This is a genomic window from Pseudomonas sp. MPB03 (assembly GCF_046605385.1).
In the GTDB taxonomy this organism is placed as follows: Bacteria; Pseudomonadota; Gammaproteobacteria; order Pseudomonadales; family Pseudomonadaceae; genus Aquipseudomonas; species Aquipseudomonas zanjanensis.
Genome location: NZ_CP176770.1, coordinates 767,689 through 786,404, shown reverse-complemented (window position 1 = coordinate 786,404; position 18,716 = coordinate 767,689). Strand labels below are relative to the sequence as shown.

The following is an 18,716-nucleotide window of genomic DNA, read 5'->3' as shown; positions in this document are numbered from 1 at the left end:
GCTTGCTCCCGCTGGGCTGCGAAGCAGCCCCTGGTTTTGCAAGAGCGAGCGCTTCGCACTCGAGCGGGAGCAAGATCCCTCGCCACAATGGATTTGTGGAGGGCAGAAAACATGCATAACCCCTGCGCCGTCATCCCGGTCTACAACCACGCAACCGCCATCTCGGCGGTGGTCACGGCGTTGCTCGCCAACGGCTTGCCCTGTGTGCTGGTGGATGACGCCAGCAGCCCGGCGTGTGCCGCGGTGCTGGAACGGCTGGCCGAAGGCGAGCAGGTGCATCTGCTCAGGCTGGCCGTCAACCAGGGCAAGGGCGGTGCAGTGATGGCCGGCCTGCGCGAAGCCTCGCGCCTGGGTTTCAGCCATGCGCTGCAGGTGGACGCCGACGGACAGCACGATCTTGGCGATGTGAAGACGTTCATCGAGCAATCCCGGGCCCACCCGGACGCGGTGATCTGCGGGTATCCGCACTACGACGCCAGCGTGCCGAAAGGCCGCCTGTATGCGCGCTACCTCACCCACGTCATGGTCTGGATCAACAGCCTGTCCCTGCAAATCCGCGACTCGATGTGCGGCTTTCGGGTCTATCCCTTGGCACCGACCCTGGCCGTGATCGACTCGGCCAACATCGGCAAGCGCATGGATTTCGACTCGGACATCCTCGTGCGCCTGGCCTGGCGCAATCAGCCGATGCACTGGCTGCACACCCGGGTCCATTACCCCCAGGATGGGGTTTCGCACTTTCGCCTGTTCCACGACAACGTGCTGATTTCCAGCATGCACACCCGGTTGTTCTTCGGCATGCTGGTGCGCTTTCCCCTGATTCTCTGGCGACGGTGGCGGGCATGAGTCTTCAGGCAGACAAACAGCATTGGGCCGACCGCCAGGAGCGCGGCAGTTACTGGCTGATGAAACTCACCGCCCTCGCCGCCAAGGTGCTCGGCCGGCGCTTGCTGACCCCGGTGCTGTACGGCATCGTCCTGTACTTCTTCATTTTCGGCCGTAGCGCCCGGCAGGCAGCCTGGCAATACCAGCAACGCCTGGCCGACTGGAGCGCACGTCCCGAATTGCGCCCGACCCGCTGGCGGGTGTTCGGGCAGTTCATGGCCTTTGCCGACTCCCTGCTCGATAAACTCGACGTCTGGAACGGCAAGCTGAGCATCGACCAGATCGAGATCGTCGACCCGGCGCTGTTGCGCAATCACCTGCGCGATGCCCGCGGACAAATGCTGGTGGGCGCGCACCTGGGCAACCTGGAGATGTGCCGGGCCCTGGCCGAGCTGGGCGAGAAAGTCACCATGAACGTGCTGGTGCACACCAAGCACGCCGAGCAGTTCAACCGCTTGCTGGGCGAGGCCGGCGCCACGCACCTGCGGCTGATCCAGGTCAGCGAACTGGACCCGGTGATCATGTTGCAGCTGAGCGAACGCCTGGAGCGCGGCGAATGGCTGGCGATTGCCGGCGACCGCGTGCCGCTGCACGGCGGGCGCAGCGTGACCGTGGATTTCATGGGCCACCCGGCGGCATTCCCGCAAGGCCCGTGGTTGCTGGCCGGCCTGCTCAAATGCCCGGTCAACCTGCTGATGTGCCTCAAGCACGAGGGGCGCTATCGCGTCACCCTCGAACCCTTCGCCGATGCCGTGACGTGGAAGCGCAACGAGCGTGAGCAAGTGATCGCCCACTGGGCCGCCCGCTACGCCGAGCGCCTGGCGCAGTACTGCCTCCAGGGCCCGCAACAGTGGTTCAACTTTTACCCTTTCTGGAAGACCGATGACGATGCCCACTCTTGAGCCGGTAACCTTCGGCGAACGCCCCATGCGCATTGAAGACGTGCTGGCCCTGGCCAACCGTCAGGCGCCGACGCAGTTGCAAGATGACCCGGCGTTCCGCCTGCGCATCGCCAAGGGTGCGCAATTCCTCGATTCCCTGCTGGACAAGGAAGGCGTGATCTACGGCGTGACCACCGGTTACGGCGACTCTTGCGTGGTGGCCGTGCCGCTGCACCACGTCGAGGCCCTGCCCCGTCACCTGTACACGTTCCACGGCTGCGGCTTGGGCAAGCTGCTCGACGCCCAGGCCACTCGCGCCGTGCTCGCGGCGCGTTTGCAGTCGCTGTGCCACGGCGTGTCGGGGGTGCGGGTGGAACTGCTGGAACGCCTCCAGGCCTTTCTCGAACACGACATCCTGCCGCTGATTCCGGAAGAGGGTTCGGTGGGCGCCAGCGGCGATTTGACGCCGCTGTCCTACGTCGCCGCCACGCTTTCCGGCGAACGGGAGGTCATGTTCCGTGGCGAGCGCCGCCTGGCCGCCGACGTGCACCGTGAACTGGGCTGGACGCCGCTGGTGCTGCGGCCCAAGGAAGCCCTGGCGCTGATGAACGGCACCGCGGTGATGACCGGCCTGGCCTGCCTGGCCTTCGCCCGCGCCGACTACCTGCTGCAATTGGCGACCCGCATCACCGCGCTGAACGTGGTCGCCCTGCAAGGCAACCCGGAACACTTCGATGAACGCCTGTTCGCCGCCAAACCACATCCGGGGCAGATGCAAGTCGCCGCGTGGCTGCGCAAGGACCTGGCAATCGACGCGCCGACCGCGCCACTGCATCGCCTGCAAGATCGCTATTCCCTGCGCTGCGCGCCCCATGTGCTCGGGGTATTGGCCGACAGCCTGGGCTGGCTGCGCGGGTTCATCGAAACCGAACTCAACAGCGCCAACGACAACCCGATCATCGACGCCGAAGCCGAGCGCGTGCTCCATGGCGGGCATTTCTACGGCGGGCATATCGCCTTCGCCATGGACAGCCTGAAGAACCTGGTGGCCAACGTCGCCGACCTGCTGGACCGGCAACTCGCGCTGCTGGTGGACGAGCGCTACAACCATGGCCTGCCCAGCAACCTTTCCGGCGCCAGTGCCGAGCGAGCGATGCTCAACCACGGTTTCAAGGCCGTGCAGATCGGCACCAGCGCCTGGACCGCCGAAGCCCTGAAAAATACGATGCCGGCCAGCGTGTTCTCGCGCTCCACCGAGTGCCACAACCAGGACAAGGTGAGCATGGGCACCATCGCAGCCCGGGACGCGATCCGCGTGCTGGAACTGACCGAACAAGTGGCCGCCGCGACCTTGCTCGCCGCCAACCAGGGCGTCTGGCTGCGCAGCCGTGCCGAAGACGCACGTCCACTGCCACCGGCCCTGGCCGCCATGCACCAGCAACTGGCCGAGGATTTCCCGCCGGTCATCGAAGACCGCGCCCTGGAAGGCGAACTGCGCCTGTGCCTGCAACGCATCGCCGAGCAACACTGGAGGCTGCATGCGTAGCCAAGGTGTTTTGCACGTCGACACGCAGATCGTGGTGCCATTTTTCGACGTCGATTCGATGAACGTGGTCTGGCACGGCCATTACGTCAAATACCTGGAAGTGGCCCGCTGTGCCCTGCTCGACCTGATCGGCCACAACTACAACGACATGCTCGAATCCGGCCATGCGTGGCCGGTGATCGACCTGCAGTTGCGCTACGTACGCGGTGCCGTGTTCGGCCAGGCCCTGACCGTGCGCGCCAGCCTGGTGGAGTGGGAAAACCGGCTGAAGATCAACTACCTGATCAGTGACGCCGCGACAGGCGAACGCTTCACCCGGGCCAGTTCAGTGCAAGTGGCCGTGGACATGGCCACTCGCGAGATGCTGCTGGCCTCGCCACGGGTCTTTGTCGAAGCCGTCGAGAGGAAACTGTCATGAAACGCCTCTTCATCTGGCTGCTGCTGTGCAGCCTGTCGCCACTGGCCCAGGCGTTCGATCTAGAGCAATTAAGTGACCAACTGGCCCGCCCGGAGGTGATCCACGGCCAGTTCATCCAGGAAAAACACCTGCGCGCCCTGCCCCAGCCCCTCACCAGCAAGGGCCGCTTCGTGCTGGCGAAAAACCAAGGGCTGCTGTGGTTGCTGCAAACCCCGCTGCAACAGGACTACCGCATCACCGCCCAGGGCATCGCCCGGCGGGACGGCAATGCCTGGCAAATGCTGCCGAACAAGAGCGCCGGCGCCGAGCAGAACCGGCTGTTCCTGGCAGTATTGCAGGGCGACAGCAGTGGCCTGCAACGGGATTTCGAGCTGAGCCTGTCGGGCGAGCCGCAGCAGTGGAAGCTCACCTTGACCCCGCGCTCGGTGCTGCTCAAGCAGGTCTTCAACCAGATCAACATTGACGGCGGCGAACTGGTGCAGCGCATCGAACTGCTGGAAACCCAGGGCGACAGCACCGTGCTGCGCATGCTGGACGCTACCCCCGCGCAACCTTTGAGCGAAGCGGAGCAACATGACTTTGCCGAGTGAACGCAGGCTCCCATGGCTGTTCCTGATCCTGCTGCTGGCGGTGCTGGTGCTCGCCGGCTGGCAATGGCGCAACGGCGCGCCGCTGTCGGCCAACCTCATGGAGCTGGTACCGGGCACATCGCCCGACGCCCTGGAGCTGATCGCCGAGCAGCGCATGCAAGAGCCGCTCAACCGCGAGGTGCTGGTGCTGGTCGGCCATACCGATCGCCAGCACGCCATCGCCCTGGCGCAAACCCTGGGCGAGCAATGGCAGGCCAGCGGCCTGTTCGACAAGGTGCAGTGGACGCTGCAGGCCGACTTGCCGGCGCTGCGCGCGCAACTGCTCAACGGCCGGCTGGCGATGCTCTCGGCGGCGGACCGGGCGCAATTGATCGAGCAGCCCCAGGCGTTCATCCAACAGCGGGTGCAAGCCCTGTTCGATCCGTTCAGCGGCTTCAGCCTGGTGCCGAACCAGGACGATTGGCTGGGCCTGACCGGGCGTATCCAGAACAGCCAGCCACAACGCGGCGCAATCAAATTCGACATCGGCAGCGGTGCATTGATCGCCGATGCCGACGGTAAAAGCTGGGTGATGCTGCGGGCTCGCGCCCAGGGTAACGCCTTCGACATGAACCTGCCGCTGCAAGTGGCCGAACTGCTGCAACTCAGCCGCGACCAGGCTAGCCAGGCCCAAGGGCAACTGCTGGCCGCCAGCGGCCTGCTGTACGCCGCCAGCGGCCAGCAACAGGCATCGCGGGAAATCACCTGGGTCGGCGGTGGTGCAACCATCGGCATCTTGCTGCTGCTGTTGCTCGCCTTCCGGCGCCTGCGTGTGTGGCTGGCGTTCGTGCCGGTGCTGGTGGGCATGCTGTTCGGCGCGGTGGCGTGCGTGGCGTTGTTCGGACGCATGCATGTGATGACGTTGGTACTGGGTTCGAGCCTGATCGGTGTCGCGGTGGATTACCCCCTGCACTACCTGTCCAAGAGCTGGAGCCTCAAGCCGTGGCGCAGTTGGCCGGCCTTGCGCCTGACGCTGCCGGGGCTGAGCCTGAGCCTGACGACCACCTGCATCGGCTACCTGGCCCTGGCCTGGACGCCGTTCCCGGCCCTGACCCAGATCGCGATATTTTCCGCCGCCGGGCTGGTGGGCGCCTACTTGACCGCGGTCTGCCTGTTGCCGGCGCTGCTCAAAGGCGCAGACCTGCGTCCGGCCCAGTGGCCGCTGCGGCTGTGCGAATGCCTGCTCCAGATCCGCCAAGCGTTATTGGCGAGAGTCCCCACGCCGGTGCTGCTGGTGCTGTTGCTGAGCTTCTGCGCGGGCGGCCTCTGGCACCTGACCACGAAAAACGACATCCGCCAATGGATCGGCACGCCCCAGCACCTCACCGACGAAGCCCGCGACATCGCGCGCATCACCGGCTTCCAGCCCACCAGCCAGTTCTTCCTGATTCGTGCCGATGATCAACCCCAACTGCTGGAGCGCCAGACCGCCCTCAACGAACGACTGGACCAGTTGATCGCCCTGGAAAAACTCCAGGGCTACCTGTCGCTGAACCAACTGGTAAGCCCGCCCGCCGACCAGCAGAAAGTGCGCGAAGCACTGGCCCGATTGCCGGACTTCTGGCAACCGCTGCTCGACCTGGGCGTGCCGCTCGCCGCACTGCAAGGGGAGCTGGCGCAATTGCAGGCCTTGCCGGTGACAGACATCAATGCCGCGCTGGCCGGCCCCCTGGCCGAGCCGTACCGCACACTCTGGCTCGGCCCCACGGGGCAAGGCGTGGCCGCCATGATCAGCCTGCAAGGCTTGAACGATGCCGCGCTGCTGCGCGTGCAAGCCTTGGACCTGCCGGGCGTGCAACTGGTGGATCGCCTGGGTGACCTGAACCGGGTCTTCGCCGCCACGCAGGTCAGCGCCGCCGAGTTGAAACTGGCCTCCTGCGTGCTGATTGTGCTGCTGCTGATCTGGCCTTTCGGGGTCAGCGCAGCCTTGCGCATCGTTGCCCTGCCGTTGCTGGCCGCGCTGTGCAGCCTGGCGAGCCTCGGCTGGCTGGGACAACCACTGACGTTGTTCAGCCTGTTCGGCCTGTTGCTGGTGACGGCCATCGGCGTCGATTACGCGATCCTGATGCGCGAACAGATCGGCGGTGCCGCCGTGAGCCTGCTGGGCACCCTGCTGGCAGCGGTCACCACCTGGCTGTCGTTCGGCCTGCTGGCATTGTCCAGCACACCGGCGGTGAGTAACTTCGGCCTGGCGGTGAGCCTGGGGCTGGCCTTCAGTTTCATGCTGGCGCCATGGGCCGGGCGCCAGGAACACCCTATACCTGCTCAAGAAGATCAACGATGACCCAGGATATTCAAGGAATCCCCATGCCTGTCACTGAAACGGAATATCGCCAGGTCGTCATCATCGGTGCCGGCCCCTCCGGTGCCATCGCCGCCGCCCTGCTCAAGCGCAAGGGCCACGATGTGCTGGTCATCGAGCGCCAGCATTTCCCACGGTTCTCCATCGGTGAGAGCCTGTTGTCCCATTGCCTGGATTTCGTTGAAGAAGCCGGCATGCTCGATGCGGTGAATGCCGCCGGGTTCCAGCGCAAGAACGGCGCCGCGTTTGCCTGGGGCGAACGCTACAGCGCCTTCGATTTTGGCGAGACCTTCAGCAACGGCAAGCCCACGACTTTCCAGGTGCAACGCGCCGACTTCGACAAGTTGCTGGCCGACCAGGCCGCCCTGCAAGGCGTGGAAATCCGTTACGGCCAAGCGATCACCAGCGCCGACTTCAGCCTCGCCAAGCCACGCCTGGGCGTGCAGCGCGAAGACGGCAGCGAGTACCTTGTCGAAGCCGACTTCGTGCTCGATGCCAGCGGCTATGGCCGCGTCCTGCCGCGCCTGCTGGACCTCGAGGCGCCGTCGAACTTCCCGGTGCGCCAGGCCGTGTTCACCCACATCGAGGATCGCATCGACGCCCCGGCGTTCGACCGGGAAAAAATCCTCATCACCACCCACCCGAGCAAACGCGACGTGTGGTTCTGGACCATTCCGTTCAGCGGCGGACGCTGCTCGGTGGGCGTGGTCGCGGCGGCGGAACATTTCGCCGGCCGCACCGACGACCTCGATGCCTGCCTGCGCGGTTTCATCGACGAAACCCCGAGCCTGGCCGGCGTGCTGCAGAACGCGGTGTGGGACACTCCGGCAAGGACCATCGGCGGCTATTCGGCCAACGTCAAGACCCTGCACGGCCCGGGCTTTGCCCTGTTGGGCAACGCCGCGGAATTCCTCGACCCGGTGTTCTCCTCCGGCGTGACCATTGCCATGCGGTCGGCGAGCATGGCCGCCGACGTGCTCCACCGTCAGCTGCAAGGTGAAAGCGTGGATTGGCAAAGCGAGTTCGCCGAGCCGCTCAAGCGCGGCGTCGATACCTTCCGCTGCTACGTCGAAGGCTGGTACGCCGGCACCTTCCAGGACGTGATTTTCTACACTGAAGGCTCTGACGACATCCGCCGCATGATCAGTTCGATCCTGGCCGGCTACGCCTGGGATCAGCGCAACCCGTTCGTCAGTGAACCCAAGCGGCGCCTGCGCATGCTCTCGGAAATCTGCGCGAGCCCGGCGCCGAGCCAGCAACCATGAGCTACCTGAGCGACAACTACGTCGAAGAAACCCGCTTCGGCTTCTGGTTCCTGCGCAGCCACACCTGGCAGCACCATGTGTTGCGCGTGGCGATCAACGATCTGCGCAGCCTGTTCAGCACCGCGCTGCCGGCCAACCCGGTACTGCTGGACGCCGGCTGCGGCCAGGGCAAATCGTTCCAGTACCTGCGCCAGGCGTTCGCACCACAACGCCTGATCGGCGTGGATGCCGACCCCCACAGCCTCGACCTGAGCCGGGAGGAAGCCGCGCGCCAGGGCATGGCCGTGGAGCTGATCGGCAGCGACTGCGCGACCTTGGCAGTGCCCGACGCCAGCGTCGACCTGCTGTTCTGCCACCAGACGTTCCATCATTTGGTGGAACAGGAAAAAGCCCTCGCCGAGTTCTACCGCGTCCTCAAGCCCGGCGGCTATTTGCTGTTCGCCGAATCCACCGAAGCCTACATCGACACCTGGGTGATCCGCTGGCTGTTCCGCCACCCGATGCACGTGCAGAAAAGTGCTGCGCAGTACCTGCAGATGATCCGCGATCAAGGGTTCCAGTTCGAAGAACGCAACGTGTCCTACCCGTACCTGTGGTGGAGCCGTGCCAAGGATTTCGGCCTGCTGGAGCGCTTCGGCCTACGCCGGCCCAAGCCGTTTGGCGAGCGTGAGGAAACCTTGGTCAACGTGGTGGCGCGCAAGCCTCGCGAAGGGGCTGCGGGATGATCCGTGGCCTGCTGATCGCCTGCGTGTTGCTGCTCAGTGCCTGCGCCAGCCAGGCACCGCTGCCCGCCCGCACGCCAACCCTGGCATTGCCGATGCAACTGCACATCGAGCGGACAATGGCCGGCCAACGTCAGGACTGGTTGCTGGTGGTCCAGCGCGAAGGCACCGGCATCCGTTGGTCGATGATGGACCCGTTGGGCATTCCCCTGGCCCGCCAGCGCCTGGTCGATGGCCAGTGGCAGGCCGACGGTCTGCTGCCCCCCAATGCCGAGGCCCGGGAGTTGTTCGCCGCGTTGTTGTTCGCGCTGACGCCTGAGGTCGAGCTGCCCGGCAACTACCCGGCGGCGCGACAACAGGCGTCGCAACGGACCCTCGAGCGTCGTTGGCAGGTGCGCTATACACAACCGCTGGATTTTGAAATGAGCCTGCCCCAAGGCCTGCGCTACCGCATCACACCGTTGACCGAGAACGCCCCATGACCGCCTATTTGAATGCCCTCGGGGTGATCTGTGCCTTGGGTCGCGACAAACACACCGTCGCGCGCAACCTGTTTGCCGGTGACTGCTCGGGCGTGCGCAGCGAGACTGGCTGGGTGGCCGAACGGGCCTTGCCGGTCGCCGCGGTGCCCGGTGAACTCGCGTCCATCCCCCCGGCCCTGGCAGCGCAACGCAGCCGCAACAATCAACTGCTGCTGGAGGCGGGGCTGCAAATCCGCGCCGAGATCGACCAGGCCATCCAGGCCTACGGTCGCGCCCGCATCGGCATCGTCCTGGGCACCAGCACGTCGGGTATCGACGAGGCCAGCCAGGGCATCGCCCATTACCTGCGCGAGCAACGCTTCCCGGACGGCTATGACTATCAGCAACAGGAGCTCAGCGCGCCGGCCAACTTTCTTTCCGACTGGCTCGGCCTCAGTGGCCCGTCCTACGTGATTTCCACGGCCTGCACCTCCAGCGCCCGCGCCTTGATGAGCGCCCGGCGCCTGCTGGACCTGGGCCTGTGCGATGCCGTGCTGTGCGGTGGCGTGGACAGCTTGTGCAAATTGACCCTCAACGGTTTTTCCGCACTGGAGGCGGTGTCGAACGAGCGCTGCAATCCGTTCTCGGTGAACCGCAGCGGCATCAACATCGGCGAAGCAGCGGTGCTGTTTCTCATGAGCAAGACGCCAGGCGAGGGAGTACCGATTGCCTTGCTCGGCGACGGCGCCAGTTCCGATGCCCACCATATTTCCGCGCCTGAACCCAGCGGTCGCGGCGCGCGCCAGGCCATGGAAAAAGCCCTGCGCTGCGCCGGCCTCGACGCCAGCCAGATCGATTACCTGAACCTGCACGGCACGGCCACCCAACACAATGACGCCATGGAAAGCCAGGCCGTGGCTGGGCTGTTTCCGGCGGGCGTGCCCTGCTCGTCCACCAAGCCCATGACCGGCCATACCCTCGGTGCGGCGGGGGCGTTGGAAGCGGCGTTCTGCTGGCTGGCCCTGAGCACCGAAAACACCGCCCAGGCCCTGCCGCCGCATGTCTGGGACGGCCAGGCCGACCCTGCCCTGCCGGCGCTGGACTGGGTCACCACCCACACCCGCCTGGACCCGGCCACCCCGCGCCGCCTGATGAGCAACTCATTTGCCTTCGGCGGCAACAACGTCAGCCTGATTATCGGAGACGCCCCATGATTGACTGGCCGCTCGCCGAACTGCTGCCCCATGCCGGTGACATGATCCTCATCGACCGGATCCTGTCGTTCGATGACGAACAGATCCACACCCACGCCACCGTCACGTCCGGCGGCTTGTTCAACCGTGACGACGGTGCGCTGCCGGCCTGGGTCGGCATCGAGTTGATGGCCCAGAGCGTCGCGGCGTTTGCCGGTTGCCACGCACGCCAACGCGGCGATGCCGTGGCGCTGGGTTTTCTGCTCGGCACCCGCAAGTTCGAATGCAACGTCGACTGTTTTCCCCTTGGCACCGAGCTGAGCATCCATGGTGTGCGCTCCCTGGAAGACGACAACGGCATGGGCGTGTTCGAATGCCACATCCACGCGCCAGGCATCCATGCCATGGCCCGGCTCAATGTCTTCCGTCCACCCCAGGCCGCCCATTACCTTCATGAACCGTCCGCAACAGGAAACCCGTCATGACTGAATCCGTACTGGTCACCGGCTCCAGCCGTGGCATCGGCCGCGCCATCGCCCTGCGCCTGGCCCAGGCCGGGCATGACATCGTGCTGCACTGCCGCAGCGGCCGCGCCGAGGCCGAAACGGTCCAGGCCCAAATCCAGGCCTTGGGCCGCAACGCCCGGGTGCTGCAATTCGACGTGGCCGACCGCGCCGCCTGCAAGGCCATTCTCGAAGCCGACGTGGAAACCCACGGCGCCTATTACGGCGTGGTGCTCAATGCCGGCCTGACCCGCGATGGCGCCTTCCCGGCCCTGAGCGAGGACGATTGGGATGTGGTGATGCGCACCAACCTCGACGGTTTCTACAACGTGCTGCATCCGGTGATGATGCCGATGATCCGTCGCCGCGCCGCCGGACGGATCGTCTGCATCACCTCGGTTTCCGGGCTGATCGGCAATCGCGGCCAGGTCAACTACAGCGCCTCGAAGGCCGGTTTGATCGGCGCGGCCAAGGCATTGGCAATCGAGTTGGGCAAGCGCAAGATCACCGTCAACTGCGTCGCGCCGGGGTTGATCGACACTGCCATGCTCGATGAAAACGTACCTGTGGAAGAACTGATGAAAATGATCCCCGCCCAGCGCATGGGCACCCCGGAAGAAGTGGCGGGCGCGGTGAACTTCCTGATGTCCGCCGAAGCCGGCTACATCACCCGGCAGGTCCTGGCCGTCAACGGAGGCTTGTGCTGATGAAGCGCGTCGTCGTCACCGGCATGGCCGGCATCACGTCCATAGGCAGCGACTGGGAGACCATCGCCGCCAACTTCGCCGCCAACCGCAGCGGCATCCGGCGCATGGATGAGTGGGACCGTTTCACCGAACTGAACACCCGCCTGGCCGGGCCCATCGACGACTTCCAGGTTCCGGCCCACTGGACCCGCAAGCAACTACGCAGCATGGGCCGGGTCTCGCGCCTGGCGGTGGGCGCGGCGGAACAGGCCCTGGCCGATGCCGGCCTGCTGGGCGACGAATCGATCAAGGACGGGCGCATGGGCGTGTCCTGCGGTTCGTCCACCGGCAGCACCGACGAGATCAAGGCGTTCGGCAACATGCTGCTCAACAGCGTGGCCGAAGGGTTGAACGCCAACTCCTACGTGCGAATGATGCCCCACACCACGGCGGCCAACATCAGCATCTTTTTCGGGCTGACCGGACGGCTGATCCCGACGTCCAGTGCCTGCACCAGCGGCAGTCACGGCATCGGCTATGCCTACGAAGCCATCAAGTTCGGCCGCTTGCCGCTGATGCTCGCCGGCGGTGCGGAAGAACTGTGCCCGACCGAAGCGATGGTCTTCGATGCCCTATACGCCACCAGCCTGAAAAACGATGCGCCGCAAACCAGCCCGCGGCCCTACGACAAGGGTCGCGATGGCCTGGTGATCGGCGAAGGCGCCGGCATGCTCGTGCTGGAAGAACTGGAGCACGCCCTGGCCCGGGGCGCACGGATTCACGCCGAGATCGTCGGCTTTGGCAGCAACGCCGACGGCCAGCACGCCACCCGCCCCGAACTGATCACCATGCGCCGGGCCATGGAACTGGCCTTGGAAGACGCCGGCCTCGAACCCTCGGCCATCGGCTACGTCAATGGCCATGGCACCGCCACCGAACAGGGCGACATTGCCGAAACCCAGGCCACCAGCAGCCTGTTTGGCGAACACATGCCCATCAGCTCGCAGAAGAGTTTCCTCGGCCACACCCTGGGCGCCTGCGGAGCGCTGGAGTCCTGGTTCAGCATCGAAATGATGAACCGCGACCTCTACGTGCACACGTTCAACCTCGATGAAGTCGACCCCCAGTGCGGCAAGCTCGATTACCTGCGCAACGAATTCCGGCCGATGAGCCATGAATACGTGATGAACAACAACTTCGCCTTTGGTGGGGTCAACACCTCGCTGATTTTCCGCCGCTGGCACTGATAACCGCTATCCCTGGTCAAGGAGACTGATGATGTCATTGAAGAAAATCGCTGTTACCGCCGCCCTGTTGCTCAGCGCCATGCCGACCCTCAGCCAGGCCCGTGATACCACGCTTTACCTGCCTTTCGACAAAGTCGTCAACGAAGCCATCCGCACCGGCAAGATCGACCGCAGCGTGAAGTTCTACCTGGCGGGCGACGAGCCACAGGGCAAAGTCAGCGTGCTCAGCGCGGGCGAGGTCACCAATAAAAAAACCAACGCCTTCAACAAATCCGACGTAGAAGCCTGCGAATGGGTGGTGCAATCGGCGCTGATCAGCCTGCACCAAGCCGCCAAGGCCGCGGGCGCCAACGCCGTCATCAACATCGTCAGCTTCTACAAGCGCAACGAACGCCGGGATGCCACCACCTATGAATGCCACGCCGGCGCGATCATGGCCGGCGTTGCGTTGAAAGGGGATCTGGCGAAGGTGCAATAAAAAAAGCACCTCGGCCATGCCCTTGCGATCTTCGCTGGAATGTAGGAGCTGTCGAGTGCAACGAGGCTGCGATCTTTCCCCAAACACTTGAGTCCCAAGTGAAAGATCAAAAAATCAAAAGATCGCAGCCTTCGGCAGCTCCTACAGGGTCCGATAGCGGTGGGTCAGCGATGGTGATGTTGGCTATGCTGCCGTCATCGCGAGCAAGCTTGCTCCCACAGGGCTTGGTGGCGTGCCCAGATACTCCGAACACCCAAAATCCACTGTGGGAGCGAGCTTGCTCGCGATAGCGGTGGGTCAGCACCGGTGATGTTGGCTATACAGCCGTCATCGCGAGCAAGCTCAGCTCCCACAGGGTTTGGGCTTGACGCCTCGGTGCTCTTCAACCTGTTTGGAGAATCCCAGCAGTCCGTGTAACAGCCATGAATCTTGCTCCCGCTGGGCTGCGCAGCAACCCCTGTTTTATTAGCCGTTCTCCTTCATCGCATTCGGGTGCAGGTAATGAACCTCCGCCAACCTGAGCGCAGGCAAAAAGTCCTCCGCCATCGGCACCCCCTCCCGCACGATGATCATGAAACGTTTCTGCAGCGTATTGATGATCTCATCGCCATTGCTCAAGCGACTGCCAACCAGCGCAATGTTGCTATTGTTTTTCCCGGCGCCGGTGATGATCCGTGCCGTGCTGCCATCGGCGTACACCACCTCATCGCCTTTCTGCGCGGCGCGTACTTTCCAGCCATTATCCAAGGTGAACGTCAACGACGACGACACCTGCTGGATCGTTCCGCCGTCACGCGTCTGGCTGCCCTCGGTGGCCACTCGGTAGATGGCGATGGGCGGATGAGCTTCGACGAAAGCTTTTTGTCGATTCATGAATGCCGCGACTTCTTCGCCGTAACCCTCCAGTTGGCGGGGCTCCAAGAACAAGTCATCCAAATGACGAAGTGATTCATGGGAGATTTCGTTGGTGTAAGGGGCATCCAAAGATGAGTGCATTTCCAAGGGCCTTATTCATGGGCTTCAGGCTGCGTTCCTTTGCGCCGGGAATGCGCACTGAGCCGGACGATTCGGAATGATGAATAAGACGTTGCAGGGCAGGTGAGTCGCAATCCCAACGGCGTGGCATCTGGGACAAATAGGAAGTGTCGTAACCGGAAATGCGCACTTTCCTACAATCTCGATGCAACGCGACCATTCCCGGGGACGGACGCTGGCCGAGCAGGCTACTTTTATCGCCGCGCAACCGCACTCACTGACATTGATAAACACCGGGCACTGGTTGCTTGAAGAGCAACCACAAGCCACCCGCGACGCGATCCTGGCGTTCCTGCGGTACAAAGAATATCCGCGATCCCTGAAACTCGTGATTCCACACTGACAACTGCACTGCCGCCCTTCCTTCGTGCGGTATCTATTTACCGCTCCTGCGTCGGTTTTCCCCAATAGCTTGTCTTTTCCGAAACTTTCCCAGGAAGAGACTATGTTGGATCACGACTTATCGGGCCAGATCAACGCCTCGCAGCAACGAATGATAAACCTGAGCAAAGCTGCGCCACGGCCTTCTGAGGTCACCCGGCAGCACCTGGACCATTGGCTCAAACGAAGCTTCCCCATCCTGCCGGTCGACATGGCAGTGGACAAGCTGTCCGTGCGCGTATCGCAAAAAACTCCGATCCCTCAATCGGGGCATGAACCCGACGGGTCGAGCTCCGGGCCAACGGATAAAAACATCACCGGCCTTGAGCTTCTTTTCTGGCGCGCCATCACCGGCCAGGTCGATATCAGCGACAGCTTGGCGGATCTGGATAACCTTGAAATAGTCCAGGAATTGGACAGTTCCAAGCGAGTGCCCACCCTTCTGAACAGTCGCCGGGCGAAAGAAAAATTCCGTCAACTGCTCAATACCACGCCAGTCGCTTATGAACAGCTGCTCATGACGTCGCTGGATAGCTTCTGGGATAGGCCCGCCGCGTTCAGCCAGGGACGAAGCATCAACGGCTGGTTGGCGGACGAACTCGCTATGCAACTCAAGGCACTGGCGGACCTTCATCTACACGACAAGACGCTGAGCCGGCAGATGCACAAGGCGATAATGGACTCGCTGTCGGCGCCGGACGCGGCGTCTCGAAACAAGCTGGCGGAACGTTACAGGCCCTGGGTGTACAGCCTGAGCGCCATCTACCTTGATTGGGGATTGTCCGTTCCGGTGACCAGCGCCGTTGCCCTGTCCCGGCACAACGCAGATACGGATTGGGGCGGAGCCGTACTGTACCGTCCCGGTAAGCCGTTGGAGATCTACGAGAATTTGCAGCAACTGAAGACCTCGTTCATAGGCGACAGCGCCGCCGATGAGGTGGAGCTCGTGCCGTTGGCGCAAAACTTCCTGACGCGTTTGGCCACGGACGTGCGTACGGCGCAAAAAGCCGCCATTCGCGATGCTTTGTCGGATGACATTGTCGAAGGGGAAAACATCTCCAGTTGGGTGCATCGGCTGGACGCCGCAGCGGACCTGGGTATTCGACTGGATCTGGCTGGCGTCCTGGACGAACGTGAGTTTCGGCTGAAACTGGCAAGCCTCGATCATTGGCTCCACGCCAACCCGCACATCATCGGCAACGATCGCCTGGCATGGTGGAAAGCGACGCAGGCCCTGCAGAACACCATCGCCGATACGCCAGCACCGCCGGACCCAGTGTCGATGGCCACTCCAGAGGCCATTCGAGACCAGGCCCGCACGCTACTCGCCGGCTACATCAAGGAAAAATACCCACCTGCCGACCCTGAAGACATCACCCTGAGCATTCGAAAAGAGGCGCTTGATCCGCACGCACCGACGGGCCATTCACCGTTCGGGTCCGGGGTCTCCATGGGCAGTGCGCAAGCGTTCCATGACGACAGGCGCTCCCTGACGGACTGGGCGATGTCCAACCTGACAGATGATGAACGCCAGGCAGCTCACCACACCGTGGTCGGCCCGTTGAGCTTCCCGCAGATTGTCGAGGTCATCGAGCGGGCAGACGTGGGTGCGCGCCTTCCGGTGGTGCTGCAACGCATGGCACGGGAGCGACAGACTCAATGGATGAGTGTGAAAGCAACGCAAATGCGGGCCGAGGTGTGGGCGGCCCACATCTCGGGAGACTTGCGACACGACAAGGACAACACCGGCTTGAAGCTGGTCTTGGCGGCGCTGGATTGCCCTGGGTCGGCGGGACGTGACAAGGTCAACGGGCACGAAGTGGTCGTCCGGCAATTGCATTGGGGCGACAGCGTGCTGAAGGACCTGCTTGCGTTCGGAGTGAAGTCATTCGCCAGCCGCCCTTCGTTGACCTTGTACACGCCAGGTGCGCCGGATGGAAAGACCTTCAGGGACGTGGATGCATCAGGCAGCGGTCGAGCGCTGCAGACGGCGTTGGCGCAGACCCTCACGGCCACACCGCAAATGACCCGCTGGCTGATCTCCCAACTTCCGCTGCTGGAGCAAGCCGCACAGCTCGCAAGCCTGTTGCCGGCAGAGGACAACCTGACCATCCCAGAGAAAATCAAGAAGGTCACGCAATCTGTTTTCACTTGGTCGAAGGACAGGACGCGAAGCGATTTCGCCTTGAAAGTCACTTCACCCGTGGTCGAGGGAGACCTGTTCAAGGCACTGCATGAAACGCAAATAACCCATGCCCTCAAAACGGTACAGGCCCTGACAGTGACCAACGCCGAACGCGACAGCGCGGCGGCTCGGGAAGGGCGTCGCAACGGTGTAGCCCTGTTGACGGGGGCTATGTCGATGGTCCCGGCAGGGCGCTTGGCTGGGATAGTGGGACGCGCGATTCTACCGACCATGGCAGGCGGTGCGGCCGTCTCGGCGATACAGGATGAAGGCGGTAGCGTCAGCCAGTGGGCAAGCGATTTCATCCGCGGACTGGGTGAGGTGCTGGCCGAGGGCGGCCAAGACTTGATCATGGCCCGCGCGACGCGGCCCAGAGGCAACGCCTACCCGGCCTTGGCATCGCTGCCTCGCATGCCGGACCCGCGGTTGGAGGCATTCCAACTGAAAGGCTTCGAGGGCAAGGGCCTGGTGCCGGAGGGGCGCAACCGCTATAGGGATTTGCACGGGCAGGGTTATCTGAAGCTAGGCAAAGATTATTTCAAGACGGCTTTCCAGGACGGCGAGCAAGTCATCTACGCGCCGAACAACCGCACGGACCAGCGCACAGTGACGTGGGAAAACGGCCAATGGACCGTTCAGGAGCGCCGGCGTTTGCTCGGCGGTGGTGTGTATTGGAGTCGACCCCAAGAACGTCCGGAAGACAAGAAACACAACGCCTTGGTGGAAGGGGTCCTGCCCAACGGGCATGACCTCCCCAGTGAGGCAGTCGATGTGATGAAACGTGTGATTCACTCAATGCCGGAAACATTGCTGGACCGCGTACTTCAAGAAAGCATGAACGATATAGGCGCCCCCAATATCGAAAGCTACCGCTTGCACTTGAAACAGATCAATCGGCAGAACGCTAAAGATTACGACCCCAAACGTAAACATCTACTTCATAAGCTTGGCATTTGGGATCTGGTCGAACAAACGAGTGGTACGCTTCAAAAAGAAAAAAACCTCTCCCTGAGCCTTCCGCAAAAATATCGACTTTATGACACGCTCATCCTGCACAAGGAGGAATTCATCCTCGAAGGACGCCTGAAGGCCAGTGCAACTATCCTGCCGGATAACGTAACCGGTGCGAAATACATTGTGATCACTCCAAGAAACGGGCGAAAAAAAGACGCCGTCGACAAAATATCGAAAGACATCAGCGACACAGTCCAAGTTGTCGAGAAACGGCTGGAATCCAAACTTGACACCTTGTTCCCTGGAGACGAACCCTCCGTGGTTGCTGCAAGAGAGGCCTATATCGAATCACCGGAATATCGAATCGACAATATTGATGAGTTTCGAAAAGAGCGACTGCGCCGACACAAGCCCGGGCTGCTCACGGAGATCAGGAACTACAAAATTCGCCATATCATCATTAACCGGGGCAAGACACAGCGAAGTGCGCTTCTCACCACCGAAAATGACATCGATACCTTCACCCGCTCCCTCAAAAACTACAGCCCATTCGATATCGAGCTGGTCACCCAAGCCGCCTCCCACAAGGTGACCGGACAAGCAGCCTCTTCGGTTCCTGCCCCTGCCGCGGCGAAGCCCTCGACGGTTATCCCTGAGTACACGGTGACAGTCAGTCCCCTGGCTGACGCGCAGATGTCATATGACAATTTCCCGGCCCCCGCCCGGGCGAAAGTCAGCGAAATCATGGATGACCTCCGAGCCGGCAGAATCACCACTAAAAAAATCAACCGCTATTACTGGTACGACATGGCACAGTTGGCTCCCGGCGGCGGACGGGGCGCATGGCGCGCCGCATTCGAACGTCAAGGCAATACCTGGATTCTCCAAGGCTTCTACGACTATCACGCCACCAGACACGCCACGTTTTGGGGGGACTAAGCCAAG

16 protein-coding genes are annotated in these 18,716 nt (G+C 62.9%); 15 read left to right on the top strand and 1 reads right to left on the bottom strand.

The window, feature by feature from the left end; translation table 11 throughout:
• Positions 1-111 precede the first annotated feature (111 nt).
• From ACLH0I_RS03360 to ACLH0I_RS03295, 14 genes are read left to right on the top strand one after another with little or no spacing between them, the layout of a single operon-like run.
• Positions 112-846 carry a glycosyltransferase family 2 protein gene (locus tag ACLH0I_RS03360; RefSeq protein ID WP_250962266.1) on the top strand — a complete coding sequence of 245 codons (735 nt, stop codon included), beginning with the start codon at positions 112-114 and terminating at the stop codon, positions 844-846.
• The gene (locus ACLH0I_RS03355) at positions 843-1,787 is read left to right on the top strand and encodes a glycosyl transferase (protein ID WP_186706048.1); all 945 of its coding nucleotides are present in this window, start codon (positions 843-845) and stop codon (positions 1,785-1,787) included. The genes ACLH0I_RS03360 and ACLH0I_RS03355 overlap by 4 nt, the downstream gene beginning before the upstream one ends.
• Positions 1,768-3,312, top strand: coding sequence for an HAL/PAL/TAL family ammonia-lyase (gene hutH / locus ACLH0I_RS03350; protein ID WP_411386295.1), 1,545 nt, complete (start codon positions 1,768-1,770; stop codon positions 3,310-3,312). Before ACLH0I_RS03355 ends, hutH begins: the two co-directional genes overlap by 20 nt.
• Positions 3,305-3,730, top strand: a complete 426-nt coding sequence (locus tag ACLH0I_RS03345; protein ID WP_186706050.1) for an acyl-CoA thioesterase — start codon at positions 3,305-3,307, stop codon at positions 3,728-3,730. The genes hutH and ACLH0I_RS03345 overlap by 8 nt, the downstream gene beginning before the upstream one ends.
• Entirely contained in the window at positions 3,727-4,320 is a 594-nt protein-coding gene (locus ACLH0I_RS03340) for a LolA family protein (RefSeq protein ID WP_411386294.1), read from the top strand. Before ACLH0I_RS03345 ends, ACLH0I_RS03340 begins: the two co-directional genes overlap by 4 nt.
• Positions 4,304-6,643, top strand: a complete 2,340-nt coding sequence (locus tag ACLH0I_RS03335) for an MMPL family transporter (protein ID WP_411386293.1) — start codon at positions 4,304-4,306, stop codon at positions 6,641-6,643. Before ACLH0I_RS03340 ends, ACLH0I_RS03335 begins: the two co-directional genes overlap by 17 nt.
• 23 nt (positions 6,644-6,666) lie before the next feature.
• Positions 6,667-7,926: an NAD(P)/FAD-dependent oxidoreductase gene (locus tag ACLH0I_RS03330; RefSeq protein WP_186729470.1), complete on the top strand. Its 1,260-nt coding sequence runs from the start codon at positions 6,667-6,669 to the stop codon at positions 7,924-7,926.
• Entirely contained in the window at positions 7,923-8,651 is a 729-nt protein-coding gene (locus ACLH0I_RS03325; RefSeq protein ID WP_411386292.1) for a class I SAM-dependent methyltransferase, read from the top strand. The genes ACLH0I_RS03330 and ACLH0I_RS03325 overlap by 4 nt, the downstream gene beginning before the upstream one ends.
• Complete coding sequence (locus ACLH0I_RS03320; protein ID WP_411386291.1) at positions 8,648-9,130, top strand: DUF3261 domain-containing protein; 483 nt, start codon at positions 8,648-8,650, stop codon at positions 9,128-9,130. Before ACLH0I_RS03325 ends, ACLH0I_RS03320 begins: the two co-directional genes overlap by 4 nt.
• Entirely contained in the window at positions 9,127-10,323 is a 1,197-nt protein-coding gene (locus tag ACLH0I_RS03315) for a beta-ketoacyl-[acyl-carrier-protein] synthase family protein (protein WP_411386290.1), read from the top strand. Before ACLH0I_RS03320 ends, ACLH0I_RS03315 begins: the two co-directional genes overlap by 4 nt.
• Positions 10,320-10,787, top strand: a complete 468-nt coding sequence (locus tag ACLH0I_RS03310) for a hotdog family protein (protein WP_250962273.1) — start codon at positions 10,320-10,322, stop codon at positions 10,785-10,787. The genes ACLH0I_RS03315 and ACLH0I_RS03310 overlap by 4 nt, the downstream gene beginning before the upstream one ends.
• Positions 10,784-11,512 (top strand): 3-oxoacyl-ACP reductase FabG, encoded by a 729-nt coding sequence (gene fabG, locus ACLH0I_RS03305; RefSeq protein WP_003197011.1) that lies wholly within the window; start codon positions 10,784-10,786, stop codon positions 11,510-11,512. Before ACLH0I_RS03310 ends, fabG begins: the two co-directional genes overlap by 4 nt.
• Positions 11,512-12,738, top strand: a complete 1,227-nt coding sequence (locus tag ACLH0I_RS03300; protein WP_411386289.1) for a beta-ketoacyl-ACP synthase — start codon at positions 11,512-11,514, stop codon at positions 12,736-12,738. The genes fabG and ACLH0I_RS03300 overlap by 1 nt, the downstream gene beginning before the upstream one ends.
• A gap of 31 nt (positions 12,739-12,769) precedes the next feature.
• Positions 12,770-13,216, top strand: coding sequence for an excinuclease (locus ACLH0I_RS03295; RefSeq protein WP_250962275.1), 447 nt, complete (start codon positions 12,770-12,772; stop codon positions 13,214-13,216).
• Between the two features lie 465 nt (positions 13,217-13,681).
• Here the strand turns inward: ACLH0I_RS03295 and ACLH0I_RS03290 are convergent, their stop codons facing one another.
• The gene (locus ACLH0I_RS03290; protein ID WP_411386288.1) at positions 13,682-14,212 is read right to left on the bottom strand and encodes a hypothetical protein; all 531 of its coding nucleotides are present in this window, start codon (positions 14,210-14,212) and stop codon (positions 13,682-13,684) included.
• 484 nt (positions 14,213-14,696) lie between these two features.
• Here ACLH0I_RS03290 and ACLH0I_RS03285 point away from each other — a divergent pair, with 484 nt between their 5' ends.
• On the top strand, positions 14,697-18,710 hold the full coding sequence (locus tag ACLH0I_RS03285; RefSeq protein ID WP_411386287.1) for a dermonecrotic toxin domain-containing protein: 4,014 nt from the start codon (positions 14,697-14,699) through the stop codon (positions 18,708-18,710).
• The last annotated feature ends 6 nt before the right edge of the window (positions 18,711-18,716 follow it).

Bases quoted from the DNA above. Each gene is read 5' to 3' on its own strand.
- ACLH0I_RS03310 (WP_250962273.1), top strand. From the start codon at position 10,320: ATGATTGACTGGCCGCTCGCCGAACTGCTGCCCCATGCCGGTGACATG.
- ACLH0I_RS03335 (WP_411386293.1), top strand. From the start codon at position 4,304: ATGACTTTGCCGAGTGAACGCAGGCTCCCATGGCTGTTCCTGATCCTG.
- ACLH0I_RS03290 (WP_411386288.1), bottom strand. From the start codon at position 14,212: ATGCACTCATCTTTGGATGCCCCTTACACCAACGAAATCTCCCATGAA.
- ACLH0I_RS03355 (WP_186706048.1), top strand. From the start codon at position 843: ATGAGTCTTCAGGCAGACAAACAGCATTGGGCCGACCGCCAGGAGCGC.
- ACLH0I_RS03325 (WP_411386292.1), top strand. From the start codon at position 7,923: ATGAGCTACCTGAGCGACAACTACGTCGAAGAAACCCGCTTCGGCTTC.
- hutH (WP_411386295.1), top strand. From the start codon at position 1,768: ATGACGATGCCCACTCTTGAGCCGGTAACCTTCGGCGAACGCCCCATG.
- fabG (WP_003197011.1), top strand. From the start codon at position 10,784: ATGACTGAATCCGTACTGGTCACCGGCTCCAGCCGTGGCATCGGCCGC.
- ACLH0I_RS03315 (WP_411386290.1), top strand. From the start codon at position 9,127: ATGACCGCCTATTTGAATGCCCTCGGGGTGATCTGTGCCTTGGGTCGC.
- ACLH0I_RS03300 (WP_411386289.1), top strand. From the start codon at position 11,512: ATGAAGCGCGTCGTCGTCACCGGCATGGCCGGCATCACGTCCATAGGC.
- ACLH0I_RS03320 (WP_411386291.1), top strand. From the start codon at position 8,648: ATGATCCGTGGCCTGCTGATCGCCTGCGTGTTGCTGCTCAGTGCCTGC.
- ACLH0I_RS03295 (WP_250962275.1), top strand. From the start codon at position 12,770: ATGTCATTGAAGAAAATCGCTGTTACCGCCGCCCTGTTGCTCAGCGCC.
- ACLH0I_RS03285 (WP_411386287.1), top strand. From the start codon at position 14,697: ATGTTGGATCACGACTTATCGGGCCAGATCAACGCCTCGCAGCAACGA.
- ACLH0I_RS03360 (WP_250962266.1), top strand. From the start codon at position 112: ATGCATAACCCCTGCGCCGTCATCCCGGTCTACAACCACGCAACCGCC.
- ACLH0I_RS03345 (WP_186706050.1), top strand. From the start codon at position 3,305: ATGCGTAGCCAAGGTGTTTTGCACGTCGACACGCAGATCGTGGTGCCA.
- ACLH0I_RS03330 (WP_186729470.1), top strand. From the start codon at position 6,667: ATGCCTGTCACTGAAACGGAATATCGCCAGGTCGTCATCATCGGTGCC.
- ACLH0I_RS03340 (WP_411386294.1), top strand. From the start codon at position 3,727: ATGAAACGCCTCTTCATCTGGCTGCTGCTGTGCAGCCTGTCGCCACTG.